The 20,916-nt window shown below is 60.1% G+C and carries 22 protein-coding genes; 14 read left to right on the top strand and 8 right to left on the bottom strand.

What is annotated here, in order from left to right; translation table 11 throughout:
* The first annotated feature begins 14 nt into the window (after positions 1 to 14).
* Genes NKJ55_RS08695 through NKJ55_RS08670 form a run of 6 tightly spaced genes read left to right on the top strand, consistent with a single transcriptional unit; the run spans position 15 to position 6,426 of the window.
* The gene (locus NKJ55_RS08695; protein WP_352449527.1) at positions 15 to 1,010 is read left to right on the top strand and encodes an ABC transporter permease; all 996 of its coding nucleotides are present in this window, start codon (positions 15 to 17) and stop codon (positions 1,008 to 1,010) included.
* 1 nt (position 1,011) lies between these two features.
* Complete coding sequence (locus NKJ55_RS08690) at positions 1,012 to 1,797, top strand: SDR family NAD(P)-dependent oxidoreductase (protein ID WP_352449526.1); 786 nt, start codon at positions 1,012 to 1,014, stop codon at positions 1,795 to 1,797.
* A gap of 18 nt (positions 1,798 to 1,815) precedes the next feature.
* Complete coding sequence (locus NKJ55_RS08685) at positions 1,816 to 3,021, top strand: CaiB/BaiF CoA transferase family protein (protein ID WP_352449525.1); 1,206 nt, start codon at positions 1,816 to 1,818, stop codon at positions 3,019 to 3,021.
* 2 nt (positions 3,022 to 3,023) lie between these two features.
* Entirely contained in the window at positions 3,024 to 3,809 is a 786-nt protein-coding gene (locus NKJ55_RS08680) for an enoyl-CoA hydratase/isomerase family protein (RefSeq protein ID WP_352449524.1), read from the top strand.
* Positions 3,806 to 5,581, top strand: a complete 1,776-nt coding sequence (locus NKJ55_RS08675; protein ID WP_352449523.1) for a CoA-transferase — start codon at positions 3,806 to 3,808, stop codon at positions 5,579 to 5,581. Before NKJ55_RS08680 ends, NKJ55_RS08675 begins: the two co-directional genes overlap by 4 nt.
* A gap of 11 nt (positions 5,582 to 5,592) precedes the next feature.
* Positions 5,593 to 6,426, top strand: coding sequence for an SMP-30/gluconolactonase/LRE family protein (locus NKJ55_RS08670; RefSeq protein WP_352449522.1), 834 nt, complete (start codon positions 5,593 to 5,595; stop codon positions 6,424 to 6,426).
* A gap of 26 nt (positions 6,427 to 6,452) precedes the next feature.
* On the opposite strand, the gene NKJ55_RS08665 is transcribed toward NKJ55_RS08670, so the two are convergent.
* Positions 6,453 to 6,782, bottom strand: a complete 330-nt coding sequence (locus NKJ55_RS08665) for an antibiotic biosynthesis monooxygenase family protein (RefSeq protein WP_352449521.1) — start codon at positions 6,780 to 6,782, stop codon at positions 6,453 to 6,455.
* Positions 6,783 to 6,934: 152 nt separating this feature from the next.
* Positions 6,935 to 7,453 carry an EF-hand domain-containing protein gene (locus NKJ55_RS08660; RefSeq protein WP_352449520.1) on the bottom strand — a complete coding sequence of 173 codons (519 nt, stop codon included), beginning with the start codon at positions 7,451 to 7,453 and terminating at the stop codon, positions 6,935 to 6,937.
* Between the two features lie 175 nt (positions 7,454 to 7,628).
* Between NKJ55_RS08660 and NKJ55_RS08655 the strand changes: the two genes are divergently transcribed.
* Entirely contained in the window at positions 7,629 to 7,895 is a 267-nt protein-coding gene (locus tag NKJ55_RS08655; protein ID WP_352449519.1) for a DUF3606 domain-containing protein, read from the top strand.
* A gap of 36 nt (positions 7,896 to 7,931) precedes the next feature.
* Here NKJ55_RS08655 and NKJ55_RS08650 read toward each other — a convergent pair whose 3' ends face one another.
* Together NKJ55_RS08650 and NKJ55_RS08645 are read right to left on the bottom strand one after the other, a co-directional pair.
* Entirely contained in the window at positions 7,932 to 8,480 is a 549-nt protein-coding gene (locus NKJ55_RS08650; RefSeq protein WP_352449518.1) for a DNA-3-methyladenine glycosylase, read from the bottom strand.
* Between the two features lie 103 nt (positions 8,481 to 8,583).
* Positions 8,584 to 8,913, bottom strand: a complete 330-nt coding sequence (locus NKJ55_RS08645) for a hypothetical protein (protein WP_352449517.1) — start codon at positions 8,911 to 8,913, stop codon at positions 8,584 to 8,586.
* A gap of 198 nt (positions 8,914 to 9,111) precedes the next feature.
* On the opposite strand from NKJ55_RS08645, the gene NKJ55_RS08640 reads away from it, so the two are divergent.
* From NKJ55_RS08640 to NKJ55_RS08630, 3 genes are all read left to right on the top strand, one after another.
* Positions 9,112 to 9,639, top strand: coding sequence for a metallophosphoesterase (locus tag NKJ55_RS08640; protein WP_352449516.1), 528 nt, complete (start codon positions 9,112 to 9,114; stop codon positions 9,637 to 9,639).
* Between the two features lie 50 nt (positions 9,640 to 9,689).
* The gene (locus tag NKJ55_RS08635) at positions 9,690 to 10,985 is read left to right on the top strand and encodes a cytochrome P450 (protein ID WP_352449515.1); all 1,296 of its coding nucleotides are present in this window, start codon (positions 9,690 to 9,692) and stop codon (positions 10,983 to 10,985) included.
* 73 nt (positions 10,986 to 11,058) lie between these two features.
* Complete coding sequence (locus tag NKJ55_RS08630; protein WP_352449635.1) at positions 11,059 to 11,373, top strand: hypothetical protein; 315 nt, start codon at positions 11,059 to 11,061, stop codon at positions 11,371 to 11,373.
* 99 nt (positions 11,374 to 11,472) lie between these two features.
* Here the strand turns inward: NKJ55_RS08630 and NKJ55_RS08625 are convergent, their stop codons facing one another.
* The 4 genes from NKJ55_RS08625 to NKJ55_RS08610 form a co-directional block, all read right to left on the bottom strand.
* Positions 11,473 to 11,706, bottom strand: a complete 234-nt coding sequence (locus NKJ55_RS08625) for a hypothetical protein (protein ID WP_352449514.1) — start codon at positions 11,704 to 11,706, stop codon at positions 11,473 to 11,475.
* Between the two features lie 305 nt (positions 11,707 to 12,011).
* Positions 12,012 to 12,842, bottom strand: coding sequence for a DNA adenine methylase (locus NKJ55_RS08620; RefSeq protein ID WP_352449513.1), 831 nt, complete (start codon positions 12,840 to 12,842; stop codon positions 12,012 to 12,014).
* Between the two features lie 40 nt (positions 12,843 to 12,882).
* Positions 12,883 to 14,586 (bottom strand): DGQHR domain-containing protein, encoded by a 1,704-nt coding sequence (locus NKJ55_RS08615; protein ID WP_352449512.1) that lies wholly within the window; start codon positions 14,584 to 14,586, stop codon positions 12,883 to 12,885.
* Positions 14,587 to 14,657: 71 nt separating this feature from the next.
* The gene (locus NKJ55_RS08610) at positions 14,658 to 15,287 is read right to left on the bottom strand and encodes a hypothetical protein (RefSeq protein WP_352449511.1); all 630 of its coding nucleotides are present in this window, start codon (positions 15,285 to 15,287) and stop codon (positions 14,658 to 14,660) included.
* Positions 15,288 to 15,753: 466 nt separating this feature from the next.
* On the opposite strand from NKJ55_RS08610, the gene NKJ55_RS08605 reads away from it, so the two are divergent.
* The 4 genes from NKJ55_RS08605 to NKJ55_RS08590 all read left to right on the top strand — a co-directional run bounded on the left by NKJ55_RS08605 (position 15,754) and on the right by NKJ55_RS08590 (position 20,730).
* The gene (locus tag NKJ55_RS08605; protein WP_352449510.1) at positions 15,754 to 17,037 is read left to right on the top strand and encodes a hypothetical protein; all 1,284 of its coding nucleotides are present in this window, start codon (positions 15,754 to 15,756) and stop codon (positions 17,035 to 17,037) included.
* A 181-nt stretch (positions 17,038 to 17,218) separates the two neighbouring features.
* On the top strand, positions 17,219 to 18,538 hold the full coding sequence (locus tag NKJ55_RS08600; protein ID WP_352449509.1) for a tyrosine-type recombinase/integrase: 1,320 nt from the start codon (positions 17,219 to 17,221) through the stop codon (positions 18,536 to 18,538).
* A 341-nt stretch (positions 18,539 to 18,879) separates the two neighbouring features.
* Positions 18,880 to 19,041 carry a hypothetical protein gene (locus tag NKJ55_RS08595; RefSeq protein WP_352449508.1) on the top strand — a complete coding sequence of 54 codons (162 nt, stop codon included), beginning with the start codon at positions 18,880 to 18,882 and terminating at the stop codon, positions 19,039 to 19,041.
* Positions 19,042 to 19,056: 15 nt separating this feature from the next.
* Complete coding sequence (locus tag NKJ55_RS08590; RefSeq protein WP_352449507.1) at positions 19,057 to 20,730, top strand: DNA primase family protein; 1,674 nt, start codon at positions 19,057 to 19,059, stop codon at positions 20,728 to 20,730.
* Positions 20,731 to 20,916: the final 186 nt, after the last annotated feature.

Here is a 20,916-nt window from a genome sequence, read left to right as displayed (position 1 = left end):
AAAGGGACCAAGCGATGAGCCTGGCAAGCACCGACACCATGAAAGCTGGGCCGTCCATGCTGGCGCGGCTCGTCGCGCGGCAGGAATTGGCATTGCTCCTCTGCCTCATTCTGGTGATCGCGTTCTTTTCCTTCACCGCCGAGAATTTCTTCTCCGTGCGCAACATCACCAATGTGCTCGGTCAGGCTTCGCTGGCGCTGACAGCCGGCATCGGCTGCGCCATCGTCTTCATATCAGGCGAGGTCGACATCTCGATCGGCTCGCTGCTGGCGACGATCGCGCTGCCGCTGATCATCATCATGAACGACACCAACTCGCTTGTGCTCGGCATCAGTGGCGCGCTGCTGTTCGGGCTGATCATCGGCGTCGTGAATGGCTATCTGACGGCCTATGCCGGCATCAACTCGCTGATCGTGACCCTGGGCACGATGTTCATCATGCGCGGCGGCGTTTATCTCTATACCGGCCAGCGTGCTATTCCAGACGATGCCGCGCTCGACAGCTTCATCGCGCTGTCGGACGGCCGCCTGTTCAACGTCGTTCCCTATTCGGCTGTCATCGCCATCGTCCTGCTCGCCGTCTTCGCCTACGTGATGCAGCACCGGCCGTTCGGGCGGCAGATCTATGCCGTCGGCGGCAATCCGGAAGTGGCACGGCTGGCGGGTTACGACGTGCGCCGCGTCAAGTTCAGCTGCTTCATCATCAGCGCGCTGCTGGCGACGGTAGCCGGCATCATCCTGGCAGCCCGCGTCGGTTCGGCGCAGCATACGGCCGGGCTGAATTTCGAGTTCCAGGTCGTTGCCGCCACCGTGCTCGGCGGGGTGAGCCTTGCCGGCGGCATAGGCAGCCTGACCGGCATGGCACTCGGCGTGCTGATCCTGCAGTTCCTGTCCAACGGGCTGCGCGGTCTCGGCCTGCCGACCGAGTGGCAACTGGTCATCACCGGCATGATCATCATTGCCGCCGTCGCCTTCGACGAAGCAAAGCGCCGGCGCGCCATTGGAGGCTGATATGGATCGTCTCAAAGGGAAAACCGCAATCGTCACCGGCGCCGCCGACGGCATCGGCCATGCGATCGCAGAGGCGATGGCAAGGGAGGGCGCGCATGTCTTCCTTGGCGACATCGCCGACGAGAAGGGTGAAAAATTTGCGGCGGAACTGCGCGCCGCCGGCCACCGCGCCGACTACATCCATTGCGACGTCGCGGACGAGGCCGATATCGCCGCTCTTATCGCCGCAGCCGTCGGCAAGACCGGCCATCTCGACATTCTCGTCAACAATGCCGCCATCGCCATCGGCGGCATGCCGGTCCATGAGATGACCGACGAGCAGTGGCACCGGCTGATCGCGGTCAACCTGACCAGCGTGTTCCGCGGCTGCAAATATGCGCTGCCGCACATGATCGCGCAGAAATCCGGCTCGATCATCAACATGGCCTCGGCGCAAGGGCACATCGGGCTCGACGGCTGGACCGCCTATGCCGGCGCCAAGGGCGCGGTGATGGCAATGACGCGCCAGATGGCGGTCGAGTTCGGCCCGCTCAACATCCGCGTCAACTCGATCTCGCCCGGCACCATCAACACGCCGATGAACGACAAATTGGTCAAGGAGATCGGCGGCAATCTCGCCAAGGCCTGGGTCAAGATGCATCCGCTCGGCCGCATCGGCAAACCGTCCGAAGTGGCCGAAGCCGCCGTCTATCTGGCCTCCGACGCCGCCGGCTTCACCACCGGTACCGACCTGCGCGTCGACGGCGGCCTCACCGCAGCACCCCGCTACGTACCCGACCTGCTTTGACAACCAACGAGACATGAAATGAACAAAGCCCTCGAAGGCGTCCGCATTCTCGATTTCAGCCATCTGCTGCAAGGGCCGTTCGCCACGCAGCTGCTCGGCGACATGGGCGCCGACGTCATCAAGATCGAGCGTGCCGGCGCCGGGGACATGTTCCGCAGCATGACCTTCTTCGCCAAATGGGTCGGCGGCTCCGAAAGTCCGAATTTCCTCGCCTGGAACCGCAACAAGCGCTCCATCGCGCTCAACCTGAAAAGTCGCAAGGTGCATGCCATCATCATGGACATGGCCAAGAAGGCGGATGTGGTGGTGCAGAATTTCCGCCCCGGCGTGCTCGCCAGGCTCGGCTATGGCTACGAGGATTTCAGGGCGGTCAATCCCGCCATCATCTATTGCTCGGGCTCCGGCTATGGCGAGGAAGGCCCCTATGTCGAGCGCCCCGGCCAGGACATGCTGATCCAGGGATTGTCCGGGCTGATCTCCAACACCGGCCGCGGCGATCAGGCTCCTGTTCCGGCCGGTGCCGGCCTGGCCGACCAGATCGGCGCCATGAACATGGTCTACGGCATCCTGTCGGCGCTCTACTATCGCGAGAAGACCGGCAAGGGCCAGAAGATCGAGGTCAATCTGCTCGCCGGCATGCTGGCGCATCTCAATCAGGAATATGTCGCCGTGCTCAATCTCGGCGAGGATTTCGTGCGCCCGAATTCCGGCATCGGCCACCCCGGCATGCAGGCGCCGTTCGGTGTCTATGAAGCGAAGGACGGCGGCTATGTGTCGATCGCCATGAGCCCGTTCAAGACGCTGTATGAAGTGCTGGAGGCGCCGCAGCTTGCTGTCTACGACGATCTGAAGACGCTGTTCGACAGGCGCGACGAGGTGTTCGACAAGGTCAACGCCGAAACCAGGAAGTTTGCCACGCGGGACCTGCTGGCGCGGCTGCTGACAGCCGACATCTGGTGTGCCGAGGTGAAGGACATAAGGCGCGCAGCCGAGGACCCGCAGGTCAAGCACCTGGGCATGATCACCAGCTACCATCATCCGCGCGGCGGCAAGGTCAGGGTGGTCGCGCCGGCGGTCAAGATGAGCGAGACGCCGGCTACCATAGAACGGCCGGCGCCGCTGGTCGGCCAGCATGGCCGCGAGATACTGGCCGAGTTCGGCCTTTCCAGCGGCGAGATTGCAGCGCTTGAGGCGTCCGGCGATATGACCGTGGATGCTGCCTGACGATGAGCGCTTACCAGACACTCACCTTGGAAATATCCGGGCGCGTCGCAGTCGTCACCTTCCGGCGCGCCGATCAGCTCAACGCCATGAACCGGCTGATGCAAAGCGAGATCACCAAGGTTTTCGAGGCGCTGTCGCAGGATGACAGCGTCGGCGCGATCGTGGTGACCGGCGAGGGGCGCGGCTTCATGGCCGGCGCCGACATCAAGGAATACGCTGCCCAGACAGCTATCGAGTTCGACGCCTTCCAGGCCGCCGGCACGCGCATGTATGCGGCGGTCGAGAACAACCGCAAGCCGGTCATCGCCGCGGTCAACGGCTTTGCGCTCGGCGGCGGCATGGAGCTGGTGCTGTGCTGCGACATCGTCATCGCCAACCAGTTCGCGAAGCTCGGCCTGCCCGAGATCAAGCTCGGGCTGGTCCCCGGCGGCGGCGGCACCCAGCGCAGCGTCCAGAAGCTCGGCCGCAACCGCGCCAATTTTCTGCTGATGACCGGCGCCATCGTGCCGGCTTCCGAGTTCGTCGGCGCCGGTCTGGTCAACGAAATCGTCGATGCCGAAAGGCTGATGCCGCGGGTGCTGGACCTTGCCGAGATGATCGCCGCCGAACCGGCCGCAGCGATCGAAGGGCTGAAAGCGCTGACCGCGCATGCCGTTTCGGGCGATCTGGCCGACGGCCTTGCCATGGAGCGCGATGTCCTGGGTGGCCTGTACCGCAGCGAGACCGGCCAGCGGCGCGTCAAGGAATTTGCTGAAAAGAGCGCGCCGCGGCCGAAGGCTGCGAAATGACGTCCCTGGTCAAGCAAAACCGGCCGCGCTTCACCGATGTCGAGGGCCTGGCCGCGATGGTCGGCGGCGGCGACGTCTTCGGTGTCGGTGGCCATCATTTTGCCCGGCTGCCGATCGCCTTGTTGCGGGCCATCGCCCGCTTGGGCGTCAAGGATCTTCGCTATGTCTGCTGGGCCGGCGGCCTGCCGCTCGAACTGCTTCTCGAAGCGAATGCCGTGGCGGAGGTCGATATCTGCTTTTCCAGCCTCGATATTTTTGGCTTGCCGCCGCGCTTCCGCGCGGCTGCCGAGACCAATGCCGTGCCGGTCCGCGACTGGACGGCGCTGGCCATGATCCAGGCGCTGCGGGCGGGGCAGCAGAACCTGCCGTTGATGCCGTTTCAGCTTCCGGAGGGTTCGGACATGCTGGCGCGCGTGCCGGGTGCGATCGCCGCGCCCGATCCGATCGCGGGAATCACGACCGGGATCATCCCGGCCTTGCGGCTCGATACGTTCGTCGTCCATGCCCAGCGTGCCGACGAGAGCGGCAATGTCCAGATCATCGGACCACGGGCGCTGGATTTCGCCATGGCCGGCGCGGCGCGCGAGGTGCTGGTGACGGTCGAGGAGATCGTCCCGGTCGGAGCGCTGCGGCATGATGGTCGGCAGAGCATTTTGACCCGCAACCAGGTGTCGGCGATCGCGCTGGCACCAGGCGGCGCCTATCCCGCCTCCTGCCTGCCATTCTATGTGACGGATTATCAAGCGTTGGCGGGGGCGTTCGCGGCCAAGGAAATACCTTTGTCGGACAGCCTGAGCATGCCTTCGGAAGGCGTGCCGGAGCGGGTTCAAGACGCTGCAAAAGTCCGCGCTGAAACAGTCCTCGCAATGCCCAGGCTCGTGCACGGCAACAAGGAGGCGTCCATCGACGAGATCATCGCCGCCCGCATTGCCGCTGAGCTCGACAATGAGAGCTTTGCCAGTGCCGGCGCGGTGTCGCCGCTCGCCAATGTCGCCTACCGGCTGGCCAAAGCGACGCACGCGCCGGACATGATCATCGCCACCATGAGTTGCGGCCATCTCGACATAGCACCGAGCCCGATGATCCTGTCGCTGATCGAAAGCCTCGATTGCGAGACGGCGGTGGCGCATGCCGGCGGCGACGACACCTATTCGACCTACTACCAGGCCGGCGCGGTGACGCATGAGATCGTCGGTGCCGCGCAGGTCGACCGCCGTGGGCGCGTCAACACCATTGCGCTGCGCAAGCGTGACGGCAGCCTTATCCGGCTGCCCGGGCAAGGCGGCATGGCCGACGTCGCCAACATGCATCGCGATTATCTGCTCTACGTCCCCCGCCATTCCGTGCAGTCGCTGGTCGAGACGGTCGAGATTGCCAGCTCGGCGCGCGGCCTGTTGACTGAGGCCGAACGCGAGCCGATGGGCTATCGGACCGGCGCGGCATTGGTGTTCACCGACCTTTGCGTGTTTCGGCTCGACGGGGAGAGCCGGCAATTGGCCGTCATCGAGACCATGCCGGGCGTGACGCGCCAGCAGCTCCAGGATGCCACCGGCTTTGCCCTGACATTCGATGCCGATTGCCGCGAAGTTGCGCTACCCTCAAACGAGACGCTCGACATCCTGCGAAACCGCATCGACCCGCTCGGCCTGCGGCGCCTCGAATTCGTCAGCGCCAGGGAGCGCCGCGGGCTTATCGCCGAGATCCTCGCCGCCGACCGGCGGATGGTCGAGCGCGGTATTGCCGCACGGCGGTCGCATACTGCACCGGATTGAAGGGGGTGCGCATGGCAAAGCCGTTGCTCGAAATGTCGGCCGCGAGGGTCTTCTTCGATGGCATCTTCACCAGCCCGCGCGTCGCCCATCCGGAAGGCGTGGCCATCCATCGCGACGGCTCGATCTGGTGCGGCACCGAAACCGGCGACCTGCTGCGCTTGGCCGCCGATGGCGGCTCGGTCGAACGCATGGGCGGCACGGACGGCTTTCTGCTCGGCATCGCCTTCGATAGCGCGGACAACTGCTTCGCGTGCGATCTCAGACATGCGGCGATCTTTCGCTGGGATGCCGCGACGGCTGATATGACGCGCTTCGCCTCGGCCGGCATCCGCGTGCCGAACTATCCGATTGTCGACGAGGCGCGCGGCTGGCTCTACGTTTCCGACAGCCTCGGTGAAGACAACCGCTCCGGCATTTTTCGCTACGATTTGAAGACCGGCGAAGGCGGCCTGTGGTGCAGCGAGACCATGGCCTTCGCCAACGGCATGGCGATGGCGCCGGGTGGCGATGGGCTTTACGTCGTGGAAAGCCATGCGGCCTGCCTCAGCTATGTGCCGATCCGTGCCGACGGCACGGCAGGACCTCGCCAGCTCGTCGTGGAGGGCGTGAACAACGTCCCCGATGGCGTCGCCTTGGCGCTGGACGGGTCGCTGTTCATCTCATGCTACGAGCCGAGCCGCATCTACCGCTGGCGAAAAGATAGCGGGCTCGAGGTGGTGATCGAGGATCCGGCGGCAACGACGCTCGCCCACCCCACCAACATCGCCTTCAAGGGCGACAAGCTCTACACCGCAAATCTCGGCCGCTGGCACATCACCGAAATCGACTTGACGGCGATTTCCTAGATCGGGCCGAACCGGGCGGCGATGCCCTATCCCAGCCGCCCGTGACTCGATCGGATGCGCAACACCTGCACCCGCGACGGCAACTCGATCAGGAACTCTTCGTCCCGCTCGAGATGGTGGATTTTCGTCGGATCGCCGCCGGTGAACGCCGCCATCGCCTCGACGTTTTCCCAATAGGAGATCGTCACGAATTCCGAATGGGTCGGCGTGTCCTCGCGAAAGGTCTGCACGCCCAGCGCCTTCTCGATCAGCGGCTTGATGCCGGCTTGATAGTTGTAACTCTCATAGGCATCCGCCTTTTCAGGCACGGTTCTGCCGCGCCAGACACGGGCGATGTTTGGAGTTTTCTCTGTCATAGCCATTGAATTCCTGCTGTCTTGAACCGTTCCGACCCGGCATTCGGCTTGGCAAGGCCAGCCAGGGAATGCATCTGCAAGCGACGGTTTTCGCACCCGGTTGACGTGGGCGCTACCTCCGCTAGGGGCCTCATTGCCGACCGCTAGGAGACCTACTCCTGATCCTCGGCGCCTCCTCCGTGGAAGAAGGACCGGATTTCCTGCATGTCGACGCTGCCGTCACCGTCCTCATCGACGGCGTTGAATATTCGCCCGACGAAATCCTGGACTTCGCTCTGAGAAAGCGCGCCATCGCCGTCCGCATCCACTATGGCGAACATCATTCGCATCTTCGCGCCATGCATCCCGCGTGGAATGCCGCCGCGCCCTCCCATCTCCCACCCTCGCTCAGGTGGGCCCATCCTGTAGTCGCGATGCCAGCGGTCGGGACCTCGCCGTTCCGCCCGGGGCGCGCGATCTTCTTGCATTCTCTCCTCCAGCATCTCAGTCATCATCTGGCGCATCATTTCGCGCATGGCATCCTGGCTCTGCCCGCTCATTCCGGGCGACGGTTCGGCGCCACGATCCGGTGCCGGCGCGGCGGGCGCAGGTGGGCTCGTCTGGCCGAATGCCGGCGCGGCCAACATGGCCAGCGCCGCGGCAATTACGGTGGTTTTGCTTGCGAGCGTCATCGTATTCTCCATCGGTATGAATTGTAGCCGAATATGTCTGCATCCAAGCCAAACCGGCTGCTCGCCTCATGGTTCCTGGTCAGTCGGCACGACGGCGCAAAAGTCCGCCTGGTCGCGGCAACGAAAGCCGCTTGCCCACGTTGCCATTGATGCGAAGCTCCACCAGGAGGAAAAAATGGCTGACGATAAGAACAAGCGGGATTTCCGCAACCGCGATCGCGTTGCTGCGGAAGACGACCGTGAGGTCGAGTATTTTGCCCAACTGAACGGCGTCACGGCCGACCAGGTCCGCCAGCTGATCAAGAGCTTCGGCAATGATCGCGGGCGCCTGACCGAAGCCGCGAAGGCGTTGCGAGGGATTTCACCTGCCGGAGCCGACGAGGTGACCAGAGAAGCCCGCCAGCAGGCGACACCCATGCATCTCGGCAAACCCGACGAGTGATGCCGGGGGGCAACTGCTCTGCCGCTGCCGCGGGCATCAGAACTTGCGGCTCAAATAATCCGAGCCGCGCAGTCCGAACCGCCACTCGGCATCGACAGCCTTGGAAATGCCGATCCGGCGGCCTGTCAGAACGGCGCCGGCTTCGCCCGGCTGCCTGAATTCGAATGGCGGCAGGTCCAGGGGCAGCCCGTCATAAGATTTGTCGATTGCCAGCGCCTGGCAAAGGCGGCCCGGTCCCGAGCAAAGCAGCCGGGGATCGTCAAGGCCGCGATTGGCCCGCATCACCTCCAGCCCTAATCGCGGTTCGATTGCGCGGATAAGCACGGCACTGCCGGGCAGGCACACGGCATTGAGGCACCAGTGCAGGCCATAGGAGCGATAGACGTACGCGCTGCCGGGGGCGCCGAACATTGCGCCGTTGCGCACCGTCCTGCCACCGAAAGCATGCGAAGCCGGGTCATCCGGGCGATAGGCCTCGGTCTCGACGATGATGCCGCCAACGCCGTGCAAAAACAGCGTGGCGCCGATCATGTCGCGCGCCACGGTGGTGGCGTCACGGGCAAAGAATTGATGGTTGGTGGTCAATGTGCAGCAGACTCGATCACGCCTGAACCTGGCGCGTCAGCAAGGTCCCGGACCGGAAACAAAATGTCCAGCCATCGCGCCGCCGAACCTGGGGCAGCGGTATTCAGTGCAGCATGGCTGCGCCGATGAAAACCGCCGCGGCCAGCACGACGATGGCGGCAATCACCATGACTGGCCCATATCTGCTCGGTTGGACGTCGGGCTCATCCTTCAGCGGGCGCATCGCATTGGCATAGCTCGCCTGGTTGGTAAACTTCGGCGTTTCATGGCGCGCGGCAGGGCTCTTCGGCGGGGCGTTGCCGGCTGATTCAGCGTCCGTTTCCATGGGAGCCGCAGCCGGATCGATGCCCGGGGTCTTGTCCCCTTCGCGCCCGGCGTCGATGTCGCCCCGCGCTTGCGCCGGGCTTCGCCCAAGAGGTTCTGCGTCGGTCATCGTCGAGGTCCTTTCAGAGCATCGGCCTCAAGCATTCTAACCTGCGTCTCATTTCAAAGTTCCCCCGTTTCAAAGTTCCCCCGTTTCAAAGTGCCAACGAGCGGGAACCGCCTAGGCCTGCTTACAGGAACAACTGGCGATCGAGCGGGTTGAGCAAGCACCGGGCGGCAGGTCGACGACAGGCCCCAGCGAGCGCGCATGATCTACTTCACCGCCGACACGCATTTCAGCGACCCGCGCATTTTGCGCATCGACCGCCGCCCGTTCGGCTCGCTGGCGGAACATGACCGGTCGCTCATTGCGTTCTGGAACGAGACTGTCGGGCCGGACGACGAGGTCTGGCATCTCGGCGATTTTGCCAGGGGATCGGCCGCGTTCGTGTCGTCGCTTCTGGCGTCTCTTCATGGCAGCAAGCATTTGATCATCGGCAACAACGATGCTGCGGCCACCATCGAGGCCACAGGTTGGGCGAGCACGCAGCACTACAAGGAGCTGGCGCTCGACGGCAGCCTGCTGATCCTTTGCCACTACCCTTTTCGCACCTGGAACCAGATCGGCAGGAAATCGATCGACCTGCATGGCCATTCCCACGGCAGGCTGACCCCGGTCACGCGCCAGTATGACGTCGGCGTCGACAGCTGGGCTTTTCGTCCGGTCACGCTGACCACCATCCTTGCCAGCCGCGGCCGAAGGGCGGCGCGGCAAAGCCGTCAAAAAGTCGAGTGATCGAAAGTGCCGGCCGTGCGTTGAGGAATTTCAACGCCAGGGAGCACGCCATGAACAGACGTGAACTGATCGATGCCGACGGCGGCAATCATGCCGCAAAACCCATTCCGCGCGCCGCATTCGACAGCACCTTGGCCCTGCTGCGCGAAGGCTATGACTTCATTTCGGCCCGCTGCCGGCGCATGAACACCGACATCTTTGCCACGCGCCTGATGCTGCGGCCGGCAATCTGCGTCCGCGGTGCCGAGGCTGCCGAGATGTTTTATGGCGGCGACCACTTCACCCGAATTGGTGCGATGCCGCAGACCACGCTGCGTCTGCTGCAGGACAAGGGCAGCGTCCAGGCGCTCGACGGCGCCGCTCACCGCCACCGCAAGGCGCTTTTCCTGTCGATCCTGTTGGATGGTGACCAGATCGATCGGCTTCGCGCAACTTTCCGTCGCGCCTGGCTCGACCGACTGGAAGACTGGCAGCGGCGTGACGAGATCGTCCTGTTCGACGCCGTAAACCTCGTCCTGACCCAGGCGGCAGCGGATTGGGCCGGCATCCCCGCCGACAAGGATCGCGCCGAACTCTGCCGCGAGCTCAGCGGCATGGTCGAGAACGCCGGCGGCATCGGGCCGTCGACCATGCTGGCGCTGTGGCGGCGCCGCCGGACCGAACGCACTATCGGCGAGCTTGTACGGCGCGTTCGAAGCGGTGCGCTTGATTTGCCGGCAAACAGCCCGGTCCGCCTGGTCAGCGAATATGTCGATGCCGAGGGAATGCCGCTCGATGTTGCCAGTGCTGCGGTCGAGATCATCAACATCATCCGGCCAGTCGTCGCCATCGGCCGCTTCATCATGTTTGCGGCGCTGGCGCTTCACCAGCACCGCCAATGGTACGATAAGTTCGCCGCCGGCGATGACGACGGGCTGGAAGCCTTCGCCGAGGAGGTTCGCCGGCTCTATCCGTTCTTCCCGTTCATCGGCGGCCGCGCCCGCCACCCCTTCGAATGGAAGGGCTACCGCTTCGGCAAAGGCGACTGGGTTCTGCTCGACCTGCACGGCACCAACCACGATCGCCGCCTGTTTGTGGAGCCGGCCCGATTTATCCCGGAGCGCGGCTTGAGCTGGAAAACCCACGGCTTCGACTTCATCCCGCATGGCGGCGGAGATCCGGCGACTACCCATCGCTGCCCCGGAGAAGCCGTCACCGTCGCGCTGATCATGGAAGCGGTTCGCCTGCTGACGCGGTCGATGGCCTACCAGGTGCCTGATCAGGATATGACCGTCTCGCTTGCCCGCATGCCGGCGCGGCCGAAATCCGGGTTCAGGATAGATAATGTGCGGCGAAAACCCGGCTGAAAGGCTGCCGGTCGAACCGGAACCTCTGCGGAGCTGAGGCGTTCGAAAATTGCAAGGCGTAAAGGCAAACGCAATGGCTCAGAAGATCACGACAGGCGCGAACGACCGGCCGCGCAATGAAACCATCGGCCAATCCGGCGAAGGCCTGCCGGACGACAGCAGCAGGCCGCTCGAGGTCGACGAACGCTGGGTCGCCCGGCTGAGAAACAAGCTGCAGGGCAACCCCCGGCAAGCCGGTCAGACCAACACGGACGAAGTCCCCGCAGGCACTCCAGGCGCTGGCGAGAATATTTGCCGCCGCTGTGCAGGGTCAGGCATGATCGACGGCCGCACCTGCCCCGAATGCGGCAGAACCGGCAAGGTGACGACGCCGATAGGCGGAGGCTGAGCAATTCCAGGAAAAGTGTGAAGCGGTCCGGTATTTGCGTCAAACAATAAGATAGACCGGTTCTGCGTTTCCGCGGAACGATGAACCGTCCAGCGCCGGTCAGATCGCCGGCACCCACTTCCAGAACACGCCTTCCTTGCGGTTGGGGTAGTGCTTGAACTCGCATTCGAAGCGCCAGCCGTAAGTCTTGGCGGCGGCAAGTGCTTCCTTGCTGACCGGGTTCATGCCGGTTCCCGGCGCAAACCAGTCCTCCAGCAAGTCGTCGGGGATATAGGCGCCGATCCTCAAAGGCAGCTTTTCGAGGACGAAATCCATTTCGGGTGGTGCGGGCACGGGGCGCTCCTTCGATCTATCTCACGAAGAAGTCGTTCGAGGCCGATTGAGTTCCAAGGCGATCGGCGGGATCGAAGATGACCGTCGTGAGGGGGCAGGGCTGGATTCGACCTTTGGCTTACGAATAGCCGAAATAGAAATCGGCAAATCGCAAGTTTAGCGCACCCGACAGGATTCGAACCTGTGACCTCTGCCTTCGGAGGGGAACGCTGCTGAGCTGCGGTGCGAATCGCCCAACGCTAGCCCGCAGATTCGCTTACCATTTCACCGGAGCGAGCCCGGTCTCGTTGGAAAGCCACAACATGTTAGCGCCCGCCTGCGCATATCATCAATTCTTCCACGGATGATCTACTCGCGGCGCTGGCCGCTATCACACTTGCTCGTGCCAGCGTGGTTTGCTCACCAACTCCGGAATACAGATCGCGAACTGACTCGTGGTTGGCATTTAGCACCATTATCGAGGCACCGCGCCCAGCGGCCCTGACTACAGCGTCGCGAAGCCGAATCTGATCAGCCCAAGAGAAGATCTTGTCGTTGTATTTTATGAACCCATTGTAGTTATGCTTTACCGTATATGGAGGATCAACAAATACGAAATCGTCTGCCTCTGCCATGTCAATGGTGCTCTCGAAATCGGTCACAGACAACGTGGCCGATTGCAAAGAAACGGACGTCTTTTCAAAATCGTCTGTCTGCATGATTACGTCAGTCTTTGTACCAATTGGAACGTTAAACTGATTGCGCAAATTAACCCGGTATAGGCCGTTCCAGCAAGTTCGGTTCAAGTAAATGAACCATGCTGCCAGCTCAATCGACGGCTTCGGCTTCACCGCCCGTGTAGCGTAGTAGTGACTGTCACTATGTCGAGCGTGATGGTATCGCAGCAATCGGCCAACCTCTAAAGGTGCATCACGGATCGCGCTATAGGTAGTTATCAAATCCAAATTCAGATCGCTTAAGAAAGCTTTCTGGGGACGCAACGCGAAGAAAACAGCAGCGCTGCCGAGAAATGGCTCGATATAGCGCCCCTTAAATTCCGGGACAAAATGAAGATGATTTTCGCAAAACCACCTCTTCCCGCCGGCCCATTTTAGAAACGGGACAACAATTTCGTCCGTTTGGAATGTCCAGCTCATTCGGCTTACCTTGTCCCCACGATCCGAAGATTGATTCTCACTAAAATTCAACGATAGGGATTTCCGCCGCTTCGCAGCGCTCGTAAAGGACGCCCTTTAACCAAACAAGAAAATTTAGATCGTCATCCGTCAGTTGCCTGTATATTGAACTGTGTGAGGCAACATTCCTAATGTCATTGAACTCTTTTATCCAGTCAACGTGGTATTCCTTTGATTTTGGATTAATGCTAACCAGTGGAATGCTGAAGATTGTCTTAAAGTACTCCCAATTTCCTTTCTGTTTTATAATCGTCTCGAAATCTATTAGGTGTAAGTACGCCTCCTTCGGAGCTCGCTTTTCCGGTCTAACTTGTTGCTGGGCGTTATAGGCCGCTTGTTTTATCTTGCTATCAGCGATTCCGAGCTCCCCGTACTTCTTCTCCCCAGAAGGAAGTTCGTCTTTCCCATAGATGTCCTTCAATTTTTCAACTACGACGCCAGAAATAAGCTTCGTCATGTCTTCGACGTCGAGTTTTGCTTGAGCGCGCCTCTCGTCGTTTGACTTTGCTTTATAATCGCGAAATTCGTCGGGTCCAAATGTTGGCGTCTCAGATGTGATCAAATCGCAGAGGTGAAAGAAGTAGTCACGAACGCCACCCTCGCCGTATTGCTTAGCAAATCGAGCTTCAATGTCTACCGCATCGGCGGTCTTGAGCCAATCGATCAGTGGCTTACAAAATTTGGCTACGCAGGCGTCAATCTCATCGAGTGATGCAAGAACAGGATCGATCTTTCCTGCAGCATGCTGGAATCTCAGTACTTCATTAAGCAGCAAAAGATGCGCTCGTATCCCAGGGTTTGTAACGATATGCGCGGTACGCCCTGCCGCCCATTTTTCGGGAACAGCATCTTCAATCCTTCTAAAATAGCTATTTATTGCTCGTCTCGCCCGATCGAGAGTGCTGGAATCGGTGGCATCCGAAAGATATCCACCAAGACGAACCTTCTTAACGACGCGACCTAGGAGTTGGGATCGCTTCAAACCCTTCTGAATCTCAGGCACCGTCAGCACTTGCGCATCAGACGCTGGCACACCCGGAGTTTGGAAACGACCATAGAAAGGGCTCGTTGAATCTAGCGCCAACTTCCGAATGAGAAACGATGATATCGCTGACAGCGCTTCATCGGGATCGTCACTGCCCATTTGAAGGTCGGCCTGCAGGGCCACTAAAAGGCTCGCCGGGACGCTTTTCTGCTTGTGGTTTATCGTTATGAAAAGTTCAGCCTCCTTTACGGTGGCCATTTGCTCGAACGCGACAACAAAAAGCGGTTGTTTCAAATATTCTTCCGGCAGGTTTGTGAATCCAAGCAGCCGGTGCTGACCATCAATTACCCAAGCGCTTTTGAACTTGTTTGGCAGAACCAAATGGCCAAATTTTAGGCCCTCTATTGTGTTGTCGGATTTAGAGAGAGGCTCAAAAACACATGGATCGGTGAAGTTAATAAGGATGTTTGTAGGAAAATAACCACCGTCAGTGATAAATTTTCCGATGCTTTGAAGTCGCTTCTTTTCAACCATGCGCTGGTAAGCGGGAGTGCCGTCGGGGTTGTTTAAAGCATGATGGTTGACAAATGCGATCTTAAGAAGATGGCCAGCTGGAATAGTAAACGAGTAAAAGTTTTCTGTTCCAAGTCGTCCCTTGACGGCGGGGACCTTGTATCCGCTTAAGGCAGGAATCTCTTGGCCCTTGAGGAACTCGGCCAAGAACTGATATTTTCCTGCAGAGCCGACGTGCTTAATAAAAGCTTCAAAATACTGAAGCTCGTTTTCGGTTATTATGCGTATTCTTCTCCAGAAGCTCGCGCGACGTCCGGCTCTGTCCACACTATATTGTCAGTGACATAGATCCATACAATTTTTGGATTATACCCTTCGCCAAAATGGGACCGAATGGCATTTGCGACGGACTTTTTTAAGAACGCGGTCTCATGCAGGTCCTTCTGCAGTGACTTCCTGCCACGGACCTCCTTCGACTTGCATTCAAAGACAAGCGCCGTCTCGGAATCTTTCGCGAAAACGTCAATCTGTTTGGTACCCGTCGAGCCGTCGGTTCGCGAATACGAGATTTTGAAAGCTCCACCGTTCAGGACGGAGTAACCCATATCTCTGCACAGACACCAGACACGGTCCTCCAAACTTGCGGCTATGGATTTAGCCTTTTGGACGACCGTCACACGCTTCTGACGTCTGAGAACTTTCCAGCCCTTGGCCTCCGCGTCGTCAGTGTCCGCGATGTGTACTGTCTTTTTTACAATAGGGGATCTGCGTGTCTTGTAGGCTTTGGCAAGAGCGAGGCTATCGATAAGCAATGGCTTGAGTGCAATCGAAACCGATTTAACGTCAATCCTTGTTGTTGCGAGGGCGGCTTCGCTTTCGGCTGCTTCTGCGTAGGAGATGTCCGTCATTCTTTCTCTCCGCTCGCGATTCGGATCATAGTAGTAACTCATGGAATCATTTATTGAGGTGAGGTCAACTGTTCGCTGGGATTGTCCCGCCTTTCGTGATTGCTTTTCGTTCGTTCTACGTCACGAGCTAGAGCATGATGCGCCCCGAATCGGGCATCTTCGCCACATTACGAAACGGCCACCGGACCTGATAGACAAATGCATGACCATCTTAGCGCCCGGCGGAACGGGGAATTCCATGGGATTGTTTTTCGTTCTGATTGTCATCCGACACCGCTGACTTCGCCTGGAGAACGGGAAGATGAAGAATGAACCAGCAGAGTGGTGACTTGATGTCTATCGATGTCTACTGTCGTACGCTATGGGCGTTACACTACCACAAGGGCTGAAAATTGCGGGGTATCGAGTTACCCTTTTCAAGGAGGCTCTCCGTGCTTTCCGCCGAACTCGCTCGCCGAACAGTTTTGTGGAGTTGAAGAGCCTCTTTGGTAATTCCCGCAACGGAGCCGTCGTTTTCGAGGAGTGCCTTGATCGTGGCCTGATCGTGGAAAAGGAAAGTCGGTACGAACTGTCCGCAGCGGGCGAAGCAATTGCCGACGCTAAGGCAACGAAGCGAGCGGCCCTTTCGCGTGCACTGAAGCTTATCGACGAACTGCTTGATCGCGCGGCAGCGCTAAATGCAGATACCAATGGCGCGAGCTTCATCGATCAAGTCTGGCTTTTCGGCAGCACGATGCGGGCTGAGGAAACTGTCGGGGACATTGACATAGCTCTTACTACCAGTAGGCGACCACCCTTTGACGCAGACTGGAATGCCATGAAGGCACACGTCAAGCGCCTTCTCTTAGCTCACAAGGACGTGCCCCGGGTCTTGTGGAATGAAGAAAATTGGCTGATCGAACGAGCGTTGTTCGGCAAACGCCGGCACCCCCTTTTCGCCGGCGTGCGTGTCGGCATTTCTGACCTGCAGCAGCTCGGGGTGCCGTGCCGCCTGATTTTCGATCGTGAACGTGGAGGGCGTGTCGATGATAATATCTTGGCTCGTCATCCGAATTCGCCAGGAAGAAGCAAGGAAATCGATCCTCCACGCCCACTCCCTGATCTCGCGCCCGCACCCTTGCGACCGATGGACGGCCGATGGGCCGCAAATCACCAGCCGTGGGGCACGATCAGTCCTTATCACATTTTCGGGAGTTGGAATGACGCTGCGCATGGACTCTTCGCTAGCTACCCAGAAGGTTTGAGAGTCGTCGGAGACGGTCATTGCCTGTTCAAAATCGAATGGACGCCGAAGAGACTTCAGCACGTCGGACTTGATGGCCGCGCCAAAGTTGCGATTTTCAAACAAAGCTGGTGGGGCGGCCTCAGCCTTGTCCTCTGCCGCGAGATAATAGTCGGTGACGAGGTGCAGCTCATCGCGAGCTTTGAAGCGCTTCAACTCCTTCGAGTGCGATCACAGGTTTGGGGCCTTCTCGATGATGTAGCGAGCGCCATCGCTTTAATTCTCGCCGCAGACGCTGAGAGGATCATCCGCCGGGAAATGGAGCAAGGACGCACGAGACAAGTCAGAATTTCGCTGAATGGCGCTGAGCTCAAGGAAACAATACGTGGCCAGGTTCTCGCGACGGTCGGCGACCGTCTCGTCGAGCGCCGTGTCAAAATCGAGCCCGAGGGCTGGAATGGCCAGCCGGTGCAGATCTCGACTTCTGAATTGAGCGACTGGCGCACCCGACAGGATTCGAACCTGTGACCTCTGCCTTCGGAGGGCAGGAGACGAGTTCTTACCCAAGCTTACCCGAAGTGGATTGACATAACCAAAGCCTTGCGAACACAGCCAAATCCCGGTACTCGGTAAGCAGCGGTCATTACTGGACATGACCTGAGATTGCTTACCCGTGCTGACCTCTTGCTTACCTGGGGAATTTGGTTTCATGCCTAAGCTCACAAAGCGCATCATCGACGCCGTGTCGCCTTCTGCCGGCGATGTGTTTCTGTGGGACGATGGCCTGCCCGGCTTCGGGCTGAGGGTAAAGCCATCCGGCGCGAAGTCCTTCCTCGTCCAATACCGCAACAAGCATGGCCGCTCGCGCCGCGTGACGGTCGGGCGCTATGGAGTGCTGACGCCAGACGAGGCACGCGACGAAGCACGACAGATGCTCGCGGCGGCTGCACGCGGCGCTGATCCTGCCGATCAACGGGGCATCGACCGAACGGCATGGACCGTGAAAGACCTGTGCGCGGACTATCTTATCCAAACGGAGGCCGGGAACATCGTCACGCGCCGCCATGCCGCCAAACGGGCATCAACGCTAGCGACCGATGCGGGCCGGATCGAGCGGCACATTCTTCCTCTGCTGGCGCATCGTGTCGTACTTGATTTGAAGCCCTCAGACGTTCGTGCGTTCTTCGTATCGGTGAAGGCAGGCAAGACAGCCGCGAACGTGAAGACCAGTAAGAAGCGCGGGCGCGCCATCGTTACCGGAGGGCAGGGCACGGCGAAGCGGACTACAGGTTTGCTATCCGGCGTCCTCGCTCATGCGGTGTCGCTTGGCCTGATCGAGAGGAACCCGGCGCACGGGCTTCGTCTGCCGGCAGACGGCAAGCGCAAGCTCTCCGATTTCCCTGCCAAGTATGCTGCGCTTGGTCGGGCGCTAGCGTTAGCCGGGGCGAACGTTGAACCTTGGCAGGCCGTCAATGCGGTTCGGTTTGCGGCCCTGACCGGCATGAGGCGTGGCGAAGTCGTCGGCCTGCGCTGGGCCGAGATCGACCTGAGTAGCCGCTGCCTGCGCCTGACGGACAGTAAGACGGGGGAGAGCGTTCGCCCATTGAGCCGCGCGGCTGTCGATCTGCTCCGCTCGATCCGAGAACGCAAAAAGCGCGGCGATTTTGTGTTCCCGGCAGAGCGCAAGGGCGATGCAGCCTTTGGTGGCTTGCCAAAGGCCTATTCGCGAATAGTGCGCCATGCCGACCTGAAAGAGGTCGACCGCGCTGCGCTGGCCAATCTGACGCTGCATGGCTTGCGGCATGGCTTTGCGACAACGGCGGACGGTCTAGGCCTCACACTTCCGACTGTGGCGGCACTCCTCGGTCATTCTGCCGGTGGCGTCACTGCCGGCTATGTGGCACGCGTTGACGCCGTGCTGACCGCCGCCGCCGATAAAGTGGCCGATGAGGTATCGCGGATGATGGGCGAAACGCGTAGTGCAGCTGTAATTGACCATCCGGCAATGCGCGAAAAATCATCAGCTTAGTTCGCGATCATTGATGTTATTGTGGTTTTCCGGTTGGTGGTCACAACCATTGGTAACGAAAAGTCATGTCGGGTAATCAAAAGAAAGGCATGACCAATGTTGACCTTTGCGAATATTCCTCCCCGCCTAACGCGCGCTGAGGCTTCGCTTTATCTCAGAGAACGGCACGGCATCAGCCGGTCCAACGGCACGCTGGCAAAGCTCGCCGTGATCGGAGGTGGGCCTGCCTTCCGGAAGGCTGGGACGCGCCGTGTCGTCTACGATGTTTCGGAATTGGATCGCTGGGCGAACAGCGTCACTTCGGAACCGATGGCGTCGACCAGCGCAGCTGCGTGATCAAGATGGCCGAAGAAATCATTTTCTGCGCCAAGACCGGCCACCGGATTGTTGACGACAACGTTGTTCCGTTCCCGCGTCGTGGCCCAAAGCCAGTACCATTCGAGGATGAGGCCAAGCCTGTGCCGGTCGATGTGGAACCGGCTCCTGAAAATGACGACATTTGAGTAGGCGCACGACGAATGAACGTCCGCATGGCTTATTCATTTTCCGATTGGCAAGCAGGGGAGAGCCCAACAAAGAAGGGGTGGGACTGCGCCGACGCGATTGATGACGGCTGGTCGAAAGATCAGCTTGACGCTTTCATGCGCGCGACGGCTCGGCCCTGGTCGCCACCGCAACAGAAACCGGCAGAGAAGCCGGCTGAGACAGTTGAGCCCGCTGCCGCTCCTTCGCAGCGCCCGAAGCCCGCATCGCCCGTGGCTGCGGCGCGCACAATCCGCCAAGATGCTGGCAAGGCTCTGATCCTTGATAGACGCGACCCATTGCCATCTGCGCGCAAGTTGTTGACGGCGTGCTATGCCGTAGAGGGGCTGCGCACTCTGCATCACCATCGCGGATCGTTCTACGAATGGAACGGATCGTGCTACCGGGAGGCCGATCATGACGCTATTCACGCGGCGATATGGGCATTTCTGGATCAGGCGTTATGCCACACACCGGAAAAGGAGCTTGGCCCTTTCCAGCCTAATCGCTCACGGGTTGGCGATGTGTTCGCGGCACTGTCGGCTGCATGCAATCTGCCGGCCAGTGTCGAGACACCGGCTTGGTTGGCGTCTGGTGACATGCTTCCAGCGGGCGAACTGCTGGCCGTCGAAAATGGGCTGCTGCATCTGCCCACCGGAACGCTCCACGCGCCGACGCCTGCCTATTTCGGCCTGAACGCCGCCGATGTCTCGTTTGACCCGAACGCTCCAGAGCCGACCGAATGGCTGCGCTTCCTAGATCAAATATGGCCCGACGACCGCCAGTCCATCGAAACTCTGCAAGACCTGTTCGGCTATCTGCTTGCGCCCGATACGTCACAACAGAAAATAGCGCTCATCGTCGGGCCGAAGCGATCCGGCAAAGGCACGGTTGCACGTGTCCTCACTGGTTTGCTTGGCCACGGTAGCGTTGCGGCTCCGACATTGGCGAGCCTGGCGACGAATTTTGGCCTCGCACCGCTGATTGGGAAGCCGCTCGGCATCATAGGTGACGCTCGTCTCGGCTCGCGCGCGGATCAAGCCGCCATTGCAGAACGCCTGCTCTCAATCTCGGGCGAGGACAGTTTGACGATTGATCGCAAGTTCTTGCCGGCCTGGACTGGCAGGCTTCCGATCAGGTTCGTCATCATGACCAACGAACTGCCGCGTCTTGCCGATGCTTCGGGCGCGCTGGCCTCGCGGTTCGTCGTCCTGACGATGGAGAACTCGTTCTTCGGAAGGGAGGATCGCGGGCTTGGAAACAGGCTCCTGGGCGAGCTTCCCGGCATCCTCAATTGGGCGCGGGCCGGCTACATTAGACTTCGGCAACGCGGGTATTTCCTCCAGCCCGAGAGCGCGCGGGACGCGATAGACGAGCTTGAAGCGCTCGGCTCTCCTGTCGCGGCATTCGTGAAACAGCACTGCACCGTCGCGCCCGGTCTGCAATGCATGCCAGAGCGCGTTTTCGAGGAGTGGAAGGTTTGGTGCGACGCGAACGGGAGGAAGGAAGCCGGAACCCTTCAATCATTCGGGCGCGATCTGCGCGCTGTTGTGTCGGGTCTAAAGGTAAGTCGACCAAGGGTCGAGGGGCAGCAAGTTCGCATTTACGAAGGTATCGACATCGCGGGCAGGAAAGCGATTGAACCGAAAGAGAGGATGGCTGATTGGTAGTTGAGACGCGCTGAGACGCGTCTCTGACCATTGCATGCGTGACTTTGGTGTAGAGGATTATAAAGGCGAGTATATGAGTGCATAAGGTACAATGTGCTGAGGCGCGTCTCAGCGCGTCTCAACCGCGATCGGGGTTGCCAGACAGCAGATCGTGAAGCTCTCGGACGCGACGTAATCGCCGCCTCG

Origin of the sequence: Mesorhizobium sp. M0106, from assembly GCF_040322715.1 — a bacterium.
Classification (GTDB): Bacteria; Pseudomonadota; Alphaproteobacteria; order Rhizobiales; family Rhizobiaceae; genus Mesorhizobium.
Note: the sequence above shows the minus strand (reverse complement) of the source record. Positions and strands in the feature narration are given on the sequence as shown.

Bases quoted from the DNA above. Each gene is read 5' to 3' on its own strand.
- NKJ55_RS08610 (WP_352449511.1), bottom strand. From the start codon at position 15,287: ATGACGGACATCTCCTACGCAGAAGCAGCCGAAAGCGAAGCCGCCCTC.
- NKJ55_RS08680 (WP_352449524.1), top strand. From the start codon at position 3,024: ATGAGCGCTTACCAGACACTCACCTTGGAAATATCCGGGCGCGTCGCA.
- NKJ55_RS08640 (WP_352449516.1), top strand. From the start codon at position 9,112: ATGATCTACTTCACCGCCGACACGCATTTCAGCGACCCGCGCATTTTG.
- NKJ55_RS08690 (WP_352449526.1), top strand. From the start codon at position 1,012: ATGGATCGTCTCAAAGGGAAAACCGCAATCGTCACCGGCGCCGCCGAC.
- NKJ55_RS08675 (WP_352449523.1), top strand. From the start codon at position 3,806: ATGACGTCCCTGGTCAAGCAAAACCGGCCGCGCTTCACCGATGTCGAG.
- NKJ55_RS08685 (WP_352449525.1), top strand. From the start codon at position 1,816: ATGAACAAAGCCCTCGAAGGCGTCCGCATTCTCGATTTCAGCCATCTG.
- NKJ55_RS08620 (WP_352449513.1), bottom strand. From the start codon at position 12,842: ATGAGCTGGACATTCCAAACGGACGAAATTGTTGTCCCGTTTCTAAAA.
- NKJ55_RS08670 (WP_352449522.1), top strand. From the start codon at position 5,593: ATGGCAAAGCCGTTGCTCGAAATGTCGGCCGCGAGGGTCTTCTTCGAT.
- NKJ55_RS08630 (WP_352449635.1), top strand. From the start codon at position 11,059: ATGGCTCAGAAGATCACGACAGGCGCGAACGACCGGCCGCGCAATGAA.
- NKJ55_RS08660 (WP_352449520.1), bottom strand. From the start codon at position 7,453: ATGACGCTCGCAAGCAAAACCACCGTAATTGCCGCGGCGCTGGCCATG.
- NKJ55_RS08635 (WP_352449515.1), top strand. From the start codon at position 9,690: ATGAACAGACGTGAACTGATCGATGCCGACGGCGGCAATCATGCCGCA.
- NKJ55_RS08655 (WP_352449519.1), top strand. From the start codon at position 7,629: ATGGCTGACGATAAGAACAAGCGGGATTTCCGCAACCGCGATCGCGTT.
- NKJ55_RS08665 (WP_352449521.1), bottom strand. From the start codon at position 6,782: ATGACAGAGAAAACTCCAAACATCGCCCGTGTCTGGCGCGGCAGAACC.
- NKJ55_RS08645 (WP_352449517.1), bottom strand. From the start codon at position 8,913: ATGACCGACGCAGAACCTCTTGGGCGAAGCCCGGCGCAAGCGCGGGGC.
- NKJ55_RS08600 (WP_352449509.1), top strand. From the start codon at position 17,219: ATGCCTAAGCTCACAAAGCGCATCATCGACGCCGTGTCGCCTTCTGCC.
- NKJ55_RS08595 (WP_352449508.1), top strand. From the start codon at position 18,880: ATGGCCGAAGAAATCATTTTCTGCGCCAAGACCGGCCACCGGATTGTT.
- NKJ55_RS08590 (WP_352449507.1), top strand. From the start codon at position 19,057: ATGAACGTCCGCATGGCTTATTCATTTTCCGATTGGCAAGCAGGGGAG.
- NKJ55_RS08695 (WP_352449527.1), top strand. From the start codon at position 15: ATGAGCCTGGCAAGCACCGACACCATGAAAGCTGGGCCGTCCATGCTG.